Raw genomic sequence first — 9,696 nt, forward strand, 5'->3', positions numbered from 1 at the left:
CCGGCGGGGTCCTCACGCGTCCACCCCACCGGGCGCGACGTGGGGCGTGGCGGCCCGACGACCACGACGTCGGTGTCGTCGGGCAGCGCCGCGAGCGCGTGGTCGAGCAGCGGCCTGCCGCCGACGACGAGCTGCGTCTTGTCCTGGCCGTCCCAGCGCTGGCTGGTGCCACCGGCCAGGACCACGGCCTGGAGGGAGCGGCTCGGCGTGGAGGCGGTCACGACAGGTGCAGGGGCTCCGGCTGCGGGTGCGACCGGTGCTCGCCGTCCGCGCCGACCGGGTGCTGCGTCCCGTCGGCGCCCTCGCCCACGCCGCCGACGGCAGTCGGGACGAGCCGGACGACGACCGACTTCGACGTCGGCGTGTTGCTGTGCTCGGCGACGGAGTCCAGCGGCACCAGCGGGTTCGTCTCCGGGTAGTAGGCCGCCGCCGTGCCGCGCGGGGTCTCGTAGGAGACGATCCGGAAGCCGGGGGCCACCCGGTCGACGTCGTCGTCGGTCCAGTGGGTGACGAGGTCGACCACGTCGCCGTCGCGCCAGCCGAGCGCCTCGATGTCGTCGGGGTGGACGAGGACGACACGTCGACCGTTCTCGATGCCGCGGTAGCGGTCGCTCATGCCGTAGATCGTGGTGTTGAACTGGTCGTGGCTGCGCAGCGTCTGCAGCAGCAGGTGCCCCTCGGGCACGTGCAGGACCTCGACCGGCGACACGGCGATCCGGCCCTTGCCGGTGGAGGTGTGGAAGGTGCGGGAGTCGCGCGGCGGGTGGGGGAGCACGAAGCCGCCGGGGCGGTCGACCTTGCGCTCGTAGTCCTCGCAGCCGGGCACGACGCGCGAGATGTGGCCACGGATGATGCTGTAGTCCTCTGCCATCGCGTCCCAGTCGATCCCGTGGCGATCGGTGCCGTCGTCCTGGCGCAGGGTCGCCCGGGCGATGCCGCAGATGATCGCCGTCTCCGAGCGCAGGTGCGGGCTCGCGGGCTCGAGCGGTCCGCGCGACGCGTGCACCGAGGACATGGAGTCCTCGACCGAGACGAACTGCGGACCCGTCGCGCGCTCGTCGACCTCGGTGCGTCCGAGCGTCGGCAGGATGAGCGCGGTGTCGCCCGTGACCAGGTGCGAGCGGTTCACCTTGGTCGACACGTGCAGCGTGAGGTCGGCGCTGCGCAGGGCGTCGGCGGTGACGTCGGTGTCGGAGACGGCGTGGACGAAGTTGCCGCCGAGGCCCATGAAGACCTTGGCCTTGCCGTCGCGCAGGGCGCGCACGGCGTCGACGACGTCGAGCCCGTGCTCGCGCGGCGGGTCGAAGCCGAACTCGGCCTGGAGCGCGTCGAGGAAGGTGTCGGGCGACTTCTCCCAGATGCCCATCGTGCGGTCGCCCTGCACGTTGGAGTGGCCGCGCACGGGGCACAGGCCGGCGCCGCGCTTGCCGATGTCGCCACGGACGAGCGCGAGGTTCGTGACCTCCTTGATGGTGGCCACCGAGTTGCGGTGCTGCGTCAGGCCCATCGCCCAGCAGTAGATGGTCGCGCCGGAGGCCTCGATCATCCGCGCCGCGCGCTCGATCTCCTCGCGGGAGAGGCCGGTGGCGGCCAGCACGACGTCCCAGTCGAGGGCGCGCACGTGCTCGACCCACGCGTCGTAGCCGTCGGTGTACTGCTCGACGAACTCCCGGTCGATCGCGCCCCACTGCTCGAGCAGGTGGCCGAAGGCCTGGAACAGGGCGAGGTCGCCGTTGATGCGCACGGGCAGGTGCAGGTCGGCGATGTCGGTGCCGCGACCCACGACGCCCCTCGGCTTCTGCGGGTTGCGGAAGTTGACGAGACCGGCCTCGCGCAGCGGGTTGATGGCGAGGATCTTCGCGCCACGCCGCTTCGCGATCTCCAGCGCCGAGAGCATGCGCGGGTGGTTGGTGCCGGGGTTCTGGCCGGCGATGACGATCAGCTCGGCGTCGTAGAGGTCGCGCAGGCTCACGCTGCCCTTGCCGATGCCGATCGACTCCGCGAGCGCGACGCTCGTCGACTCGTGGCACATGTTCGAGCAGTCGGGCAGGTTGTTGGTGCCGAACGCGCGGACGAAAAGCTGGTAGGTGAACGCCGACTCGTTCGACGCACGGCCGGACGTGTAGAAGACGGCCTCGTCGGGGGAGGAGAGCCCGTCGAGGTGCTCGGCGACGAGGGCGAACGCGTCGTCCCACTCGATGGGCTCGTAGTGCGTGGCTCCCGGACGCTTCACCATCGGGTGGGTGATGCGGCCGAGCTGGCCCAGCCAGTACTCGTCGTGGGAGTCGAGCTCGGCGATGGAGTAGCGGGCGAAGACCTCGGGCGTCGCCCGCGCCGTGGTGGCCTCCTCGGCGACGGCCTTCGCGCCGTTCTCGCAGAACTCGGCCGCGTGACGGGCGTCGGGGTCGGGGTCGGGCCAGGCGCACGACGTGCAGTCGAAGCCGTCCGCCTGGTTGAGCTTGAGCAGCGTCTGGGCGGTGCGCTTGGGGCCCATGTGGGAGAGCGCGCGCTCCATCGACACCTTGACGGCCGTGACGCCGGCCGCTGCGTCCTTCGGGGAGTGGATCTCCAGCTCGCTGTCGTCCTGCGCGCCGAACCCCTCGACGACCGGGGCGGTGCCCGGTCCTGCCGTCCCGTTGCTCACGATGCTGCCTCCCGGTGCGTGCCTGCGGTCACGTTCGACCGTACCCGCTGGACCACCGAGGCGCCCGTCGCACGAGCCCCCCGCGCGAGGGCTCGAGGCGCGGTCAGACCGCGGCGACGCCGGTGCGCGGGGTCGCGGCGCCGACCGTGGCGGTCGCCGTCGTGAGCGAGTCGCCGGCGCCGGACTCCTGCCCGGCGAGGCCGGAGACGAACTCGCCGATCTCCTCGATCGCCGCGCGCGCCTCCGGCACCCACGAGGCCGCGGCCTGGAAGACGTGTACCTGGCGGTCCCAGACCTGCAGGTCCACCGGCACCCCGGCCTGCACCAGGCGTGCGGCCATGTGCTCCGCGTCGGCGAGCAGGATCTCGCGCGACCCGATCTGGATCAGCGCCGGCGGCATGTCCTCGAGGGGCATGTTGACGGGGCAGACCCGCTGGCCGTTGATCCCTCGACGGGTGTCCATGCGCAGCGCGACGTCGGTGAACTTCTCCAACGCCCGCAGCGGGAAGGTCTGGCAGCGGTCGGCGTTGCGGTGCTGGCGCTTGCGCGACGCGTCCACGTCGAGCAGCGGCGAGAGGGCCACGACGCCCGCGGGGCGGCCGAGCCCCTGGTCGAGCACGGCCCGCGCGACGCTGAACGCCAGGTAGCCGCCGGCGGAGTCGCCGGCGATCGTCACGTCCTCGGGCCGGTAGCCCTGGTCCAGCAGCCAGCGGAAGCCGTCGACGCCGTCGGCCACCGACTCGGCGATGGGCTCGTAGGGCATCTGGCGGTAGCCCACGTTGAGCACGGGCTGGGCGGAGGCGTGCGAGATGCGGGACACGAGCCGACGATGGGTGTTCAGGCCGCAGGTCAGGAAGGCGCCGCCGTGGAAGTAGAGGATCACGCGCGGGTTGCCGCCGTGGATGTCGCGCACGCCCTTGGCCGAGAGCAGCTCGCTGCCGCAGCGGGCGAGGTCGACGGTGCGCCAGCTGGTGCCCTCGTGCACGGGGAGCAGGCGCGCGGCGTGCTCGAGCAGGTTGGGCGGGAACAGGTCGAAGGGGAGTCGGGTCCACAGGTCGAGGACGGGACGCACGGTGTGCCGCAGCCCCAGCCCGAGCGCTCGCGACTGCAGGCTCGCACCCTCCACGTAGCGCGCGTCGGCGGCGACGGACAGGTGTCCGCCCCCGTGCGTCCGGGCCTTCTTGCGCTCCCTCGTGCCGACCATCGACCTCTCCCCTCGTCATGCGACGTTCACGAATATGTCACACCCGGTGACCTACGCCACACGAAATCGTTACGTTAGCGCCACCGCCCCGTCTGCCGCAGGAGATTGATCGCATGCCCTTCATGCCCCCCACGGACTCCATGTTCCTGTTGGCGGAGTCCCGAGAGCACCCCATGCACGTGGGTGGGCTGCAGCTGTTCCGCCCCCCGGAGGGCGCGGGACCGGAGTTCGTGCGCGAGCTCGTGGAGGGCTTCCGGTCGGTGCAGGACGTCTCGCCGACGTTCCGCAAGCGGCCGGCCGAGCCGGTGGGCCTCGCCGGTCAGACCTGGTGGACCCAGGACGGCGCGATCGACCTCGACTACCACGTGCGGCACTCGGCGGTCCCGCCGCCGGGGCGCATCCGCGAGCTGCTGCAGCTCACGTCGCGCTGGCACGGGTCGCTGCTCGACCGGCACCGACCGCTGTGGGAGGCGCACGTCGTCGAGGGCCTGCAGGACGGGCGCTTCGCCGTGTACAGCAAGATCCACCACTCGATGGTCGACGGGGTGTCGGCCCTGAGGCTGCTGCAGCGCAGCCTCAGCGACGACCCGGACGCGCGCGACTGCGTGCCGCCGTGGGCGCTCGCACCGCGGCGTCGCCCGTCGACGGAGGTCGCGCGCCGCTTCCCGGACCCGCTCGGCCTGCTGCGCGGCGGGCTCTCGGTCGCCGAGGACGTCGCCGGGCTGCTGCCGGCGTCGATGAAGATCGTCAACCAGATCGTCCGCGAGGGTGACGTCACGCTGCCCCGGGCGCCGCGCACCATCCTGAACGGTCCCGTGGGCGGGGCGCGTCGTTTCGCCGCGCAGTCGTGGGAGATCGAGCGGATCCGCCGCGTCGCGAAGTCGTCGGCGACGACGCTCAACGACGTGGTGCTCGCGATGGTCTCGGGGGCGCTGCGGGAGTACCTGCTGGAGCAGAACGCCCTGCCCGACGAGCCGATGACCGCGATGGTCCCGGTCTCGCTCGCCCTGCGGGCCGAGTCGGCGGGCCAGGCCGGCGACGGTGGCAACTCCGTCGGGGTCATCGTGGTCAACCTCGCGACCGACGTCGAGAACGGTCCCACCCGCCTCGAGGAGATCGCCTACTCCTCGCGGCGGGCGAAGAAGATCCTGGGCGGGCTCACCCCGATCCAGATCCTTGCCTTCTCGGCGCTCCAGATGGCGCCGCTCGCGCTCACGCCCGTGCCCGGCTTCGTGCGCATGACGCACCCGCCGTTCAACGTGGTCATCTCCAACGTGCCCGGTCCGAAGCAGCCGATGTACTTCAACGGCGCCCAGCTCGACGGCCTCTACCCGGTCTCGATCGTGCTCGACGGTCAGGCCGTGAACGTCACGCTCTGCAGCCGCGACAAGTACCTCGACTTCGGCATCATCGGCTGCCGCACGAGCGTGCCGCACCTGCAGCGGCTGCTCACCCACCTGGAGACGTCGCTCGCCGAGCTGGAGACCGCCTGGGGCTGATCCACCGGCGACGGGGAGCGGGCCGCGAGGCCCCTAGACTGCGGCCATGACGTCAGGGAGCGGGCGCCAGGGCGCCGCAGGGTGTCGCTCGGCGGTGCACGGGTCCGGGCGACGGCACCCCGCATGACCCTCCTGCTCACGGTCGTCGGCCTCCTGGGCGTCAGCGCGTCGGGGCCGCTCATGACGGCCACGGCGGCGCCGGCGCTCGTCATCGCCTTCTGGCGCAACGCAGCCGCGACCGTCGTGCTCGCGCCGTTCGCGGTGCGCAGCCGCACCGCGCTCACGGGCCTGCGCTGGGCCGACCTGCGCGGCACGGTCTTCGCGGGCGTGATGCTGGCCGTGCACTTCGCCGCCTGGGTCGGGGCCCTGAAGCTCACGACGGTGGCGGCGGCGACGGCCCTCACCTCCACCCAGCTGGTCTGGGTGGTGCTCGTGGACCGGCTGCGCGGCGTGCGTCCGGGACGCGCGGTGCTGCTCGGCTGCGTCGTCGCGTCGGTCGGGGTCCTGGTCGTGTCCGGCGTCGACCTGACGGTCTCGCGCCGTGCCCTCCTGGGCGACCTGCTCGCGATCGTCGGCGGGCTCGGCGCCGCGCTGTACCTGGTGGCGGGGGAGTCCGCGCGACGCCGGCTCAGCACGACCCACTACACCACCTTCTGCTACGGCACCTGCGCCACGGTGCTCGCCGTCGCCTGCCTCGCCACCGGCGCGCCCTTCGTGGGCTACGACGCGCACGTGTGGCTGCTGCTGGCGGCGGTCACGGTGTGTGCCCAGCTGCTGGGGCACTCGCTGTTCAACCACCTGCTGGCCGTCATGAGCCCGACCGTCATCTCGCTCGTCCTGCTCCTCGAGGTGCCGGGCGCGGCCCTGCTGGCCGCGGTGTTCCTCGGCCAGGCGCCCCCGGTGGGCGTGTACGTCGGTCTCCTGCTCGTGCTGGTGGGTCTCGCGGTGGTCGTGCGGGCGCGGCGGACGCCGGTCGAGCCGGTCGCCTGACGTCGCCGCTCCCGCCGCCCTGTGCGACGGCTCACGGGGAGTCCTGCGGTGCTGGACGTTACTCGCGGGTATCGTCGGCGTGTCACCCACGAGACGGAGGAACAACGCATGGGACGCCTCGCCAGCACCGAGAACCTCACCGAGGAGCAGACCGCGATCCTCGAGACCATCCGCGACTTCGTGGACGAGAAGATCATCCCGGTCGCCCAGCAGCTCGAGCACGACGACGAGTACCCGACCGAGATCATCGAGGGACTCAAGGAGCTCGGCGTCTTCGGCCTGACGATCCCCGAGGAGTTCGGCGGACTCGGCGAGTCGCTGCTCACCTACGCGCTGGTCGTGGAGGAGATCGCCCGCGGCTGGATGAGCGTCTCCGGCGTCATCAACACCCACTTCATCGTCGCCTACCTGCTGCAGCAGCACGGCACGGAGGAGCAGAAGCAGAAGTACCTGCCGAAGATGGCCGTCGGCGAGGTCCGGGGCGCGTTCTCCATGTCCGAGCCGGGTCTCGGCTCCGACGTGTCGGCCGTCTCGACCAAGGCGACGAAGAAGGACGACGGCTCCTACTCGATCACCGGCCAGAAGATGTGGCTGACCAACGGCGGCACCTCGACGCTCGTCGCGGTGCTCTGCAAGACCGACGAGGGCGCCGACTCGGTCTACAAGAACATGACGACGTTCCTCGTGGAGAAGGAGCCCGGCTTCGGCGAGACCGCCCAGGGCGTCACCGTGCCGGGCAAGATCGCCAAGATGGGCTACAAGGGCGTCGAGACGACCGAGCTCATCCTCGAGGACCACCAGATCTCCGCCGACCAGATCCTCGGCGGCGAGCCGGGCAAGGGCTTCTTCCAGATGATGGACGGCGTCGAGGTCGGCCGCGTCAACGTCGCGGCCCGCGCCTGCGGGCTCGCCATCCGTGGCTTCGAGCTGGGCATCGCCTACGCGCAGCAGCGCAAGACCTTCGGCAAGCAGATCGCCGACCACCAGGCCGTCCTCTTCCGCCTCGCGGAGATGGCCACCAAGGTCGAGACGATCCACGCGATGATGGTCCGCTCCGCACGCCTGAAGGACACCGGCAAGCGCATGGACGTCGAGGCCGGCATGGCCAAGATGCTCGCGAGCGAGTACGCCAACGAGGTCGTCGAGGACTCCTTCCGGATCCACGGTGGCTACGGCTACTCCAAGGAGTACGAGATCGAGCGCCTCATGCGTGAGGTCAAGTTCATGCTCATCGGCGAGGGCACGTCCGACATCCAGAAGATGATCATCGGGCGCGCGTTGCTCAAGGACTACAAGCTCTGACATGAGCGTGCGCGAGGACGTCACGTTCGCGTCGCAGGGCACCTCCGTCGCCGCCTGGCTCTACCGGCCGGACGGCGACGGGGGAGCCGCTCGCCCCGTGATCGTCATGGCGCACGGCCTGGGCGGCGTCCGGGAGATGCGGCTCGACGCGTTCGCCGAGCGGTTCGCCGACGCCGGGTACGTCTGCCTGGTCTTCGACTACCGCCACTTCGGGGCCAGCGACGGACAGCCGCGCCAGCTGCTGTCCGTCCGCCGCCAGCGCCAGGACTGGGCGGCAGCGGTCGCCTTCGCGCGCACGCTCCCGGGCGTCGACGCCGCCCGCACCGTGCTGTGGGGCTCGTCGTTCTCCGGCGGGCACGTCATCGCGGTGGGCGCCGCGGACCCCACGGTCGCGGCCGTCGTGTCGCAGTGCCCCTACACCGACGGGCTGGCCTCCAGCCTGGCCGTCGCCCCCTTCACGTCGCTGCGCGTGACGCTGCGGGCGGTCCGCGACCTCGTGGGCAGCTGGTTCGGGCGTCCTCCCCGCCACGTCCCGCTCGCGGGCGAGCCCGGGACCGTCGCGCTGATGACCGCCCCCGACGCCGTGCCGGGCTACCTGGCGCTGGTGGAGGAGGACTCGACCTTCCGCAACGAGGTCGCCGCCCGCGTGGCCCTCGAGATCGCGCTCGGCCGGCCCGGGGCGAAGGCGCGTCGGCTGCGCTGCCCGGCACTGTTCGTCGTGTGCGAGCGCGACACGGTCGCGCCCGCGCGGGCCACGCTCAAGCACGTCGAGAGGGCGCCGCGGGGCGAGGTGGTGCGCCGCGACGCCGGACACTTCGACATCTACGTCGGCGAGGAGTTCGAGACGACGGTGCGCGACGAGCTCGCGTTCCTGCGACGGCACGTCCCGGCGACCTGAACCGGCCGGCCGGGCGATGATGGGCGCATGACCGGCCCGTTCGCGCTGCGCCGCTTCCAGGCCGAGGCCCTCGCCGCCGTCGAGCGCGCGCGCACCGCAGGTCGGCGCAGGTCATGGGTGTCGCTGCCGCCCGGCGCGGGGAAGACCGTGCTCGGGACCGAGCTGGTGGCGGCGCGGCTCGCCGCCGAGCGGCGCCGGGCCGTCGTGCTCGCGCCCAACACGGCGATCCAGGCGCAGTGGATCGCCACCTGGGCGCGCTACGGCCTCGGGTCCGCGAGCCCGGACCGCGACCTCGCCGCCGACGTGACCGTCCTGACCTACCAGGCGATCGCGACCTTCTCGCCGGACGACGAGGACGACGACGGCGCAGGGTCGGCCCGTGGGACGGGCCCGCTCGTGGACCGGCTCCACGAGAACGGCCGCGCGCTCGTGGCCGCGTTGCGCGAGGCCGGTCCGCTGACCGTCGTGCTCGACGAGTGCCACCACCTCCTCGAGACCTGGGGGGCGCTGCTGCGCGAGGTGCTCGACCCGCTCGAGGACGTGCTGGTCCTCGGCCTCACCGCCACGCCGCCCGGCGTGCTCTCGCGGCGACAGGCCGAGCAGGTCGAGGAGCTGTTCGGCGACCTCGCCTACCAGGCCTCGATCCCGGCGGCGGTCCGCGAGGGCGACCTCGCCCCGTTCGCCGAGCTGGCCTGGCTGGTGCGGCCCTCCGCCGAGGAGGAGGCGTGGCTCGCGTCGTCGGCGGTGCGGTTCGCCGAGCTGACCACCGAGCTGCTGAGCCCCGGGTACGGCTCCGTGCCGCTGCTGACCTGGTTCGACCGGAGGATCGACGAGCTGCCCGTCCCGTGGACCACCTTCGAGCGCGACGATCCGAGCCTGGCCACGGCGGTGCTCCGGCTCGTGCACGCCGACCTGCTCGACCTCCCGCGCGACGCCGTCCTGCGCGAGCAGCACCGGACCGACCTGACCGCCGAGGACTGGGCCCGGCTCGTCGACGACTGGGTGCGCGGCTGTCTCGCCCGCAGCGACGTCGACGCCGACCGCGGCGTGCTCGAGGACCTGCGCCGCGCCATGCCGGGCATCGGGTTCCGCGTCACGCGGCGTGGGGTCAGCGGGGCCGGGTCCCCGGTCGACCGTGTGCTTTCGCGCAGCGCCGGCA

The 9,696-nt window shown here is 72.4% G+C and carries 8 protein-coding genes; 5 read left to right on the forward strand and 3 right to left on the reverse strand.

Features of this window, described 5'->3' with window-relative positions:
- From NH339_RS15625 to NH339_RS15635, 3 genes are all read right to left on the reverse strand, one after another.
- Window positions 1-221 (reverse strand): molybdenum cofactor guanylyltransferase (locus NH339_RS15625; RefSeq protein WP_253026959.1); only part of this gene is annotated, 221 nt, incomplete at its 3' end.
- Complete coding sequence (locus NH339_RS15630; RefSeq protein WP_308207090.1) at window positions 218-2,644, reverse strand: FdhF/YdeP family oxidoreductase; 2,427 nt, start codon at window positions 2,642-2,644, stop codon at window positions 218-220. The genes NH339_RS15630 and NH339_RS15625, both read right to left, overlap by 4 nt.
- Before the next feature lie 103 nt (window positions 2,645-2,747).
- Window positions 2,748-3,848 carry an alpha/beta hydrolase gene (locus NH339_RS15635; protein ID WP_253026960.1) on the reverse strand — a complete coding sequence of 367 codons (1,101 nt, stop codon included), beginning with the start codon at window positions 3,846-3,848 and terminating at the stop codon, window positions 2,748-2,750.
- Window positions 3,849-3,961: 113 nt separating this feature from the next.
- On the opposite strand from NH339_RS15635, the gene NH339_RS15640 reads away from it, so the two are divergent.
- The 5 genes from NH339_RS15640 to NH339_RS15660 form a co-directional block, all read left to right on the forward strand.
- Window positions 3,962-5,347, forward strand: coding sequence for a wax ester/triacylglycerol synthase family O-acyltransferase (locus tag NH339_RS15640; protein ID WP_253026961.1), 1,386 nt, complete (start codon window positions 3,962-3,964; stop codon window positions 5,345-5,347).
- A 123-nt stretch (window positions 5,348-5,470) separates the two neighbouring features.
- Entirely contained in the window at window positions 5,471-6,337 is an 867-nt protein-coding gene (locus NH339_RS15645; protein ID WP_253026962.1) for a DMT family transporter, read from the forward strand.
- Window positions 6,338-6,445: 108 nt separating this feature from the next.
- Window positions 6,446-7,639: an acyl-CoA dehydrogenase family protein gene (locus NH339_RS15650; RefSeq protein ID WP_253026963.1), complete on the forward strand. Its 1,194-nt coding sequence runs from the start codon at window positions 6,446-6,448 to the stop codon at window positions 7,637-7,639.
- 1 nt (window position 7,640) lies between these two features.
- On the forward strand, window positions 7,641-8,537 hold the full coding sequence (locus NH339_RS15655; RefSeq protein ID WP_253026964.1) for an alpha/beta hydrolase: 897 nt from the start codon (window positions 7,641-7,643) through the stop codon (window positions 8,535-8,537).
- Window positions 8,538-8,564: 27 nt separating this feature from the next.
- A partial coding sequence (locus NH339_RS15660) for a DEAD/DEAH box helicase (protein ID WP_253026965.1) occupies window positions 8,565-9,696 on the forward strand: 1,132 nt, incomplete at its 3' end.

It is taken from the genome of Aeromicrobium sp. CnD17-E, assembly GCF_024124745.1.
GTDB lineage: Bacteria > Actinomycetota > Actinomycetes > Propionibacteriales > Nocardioidaceae > Aeromicrobium.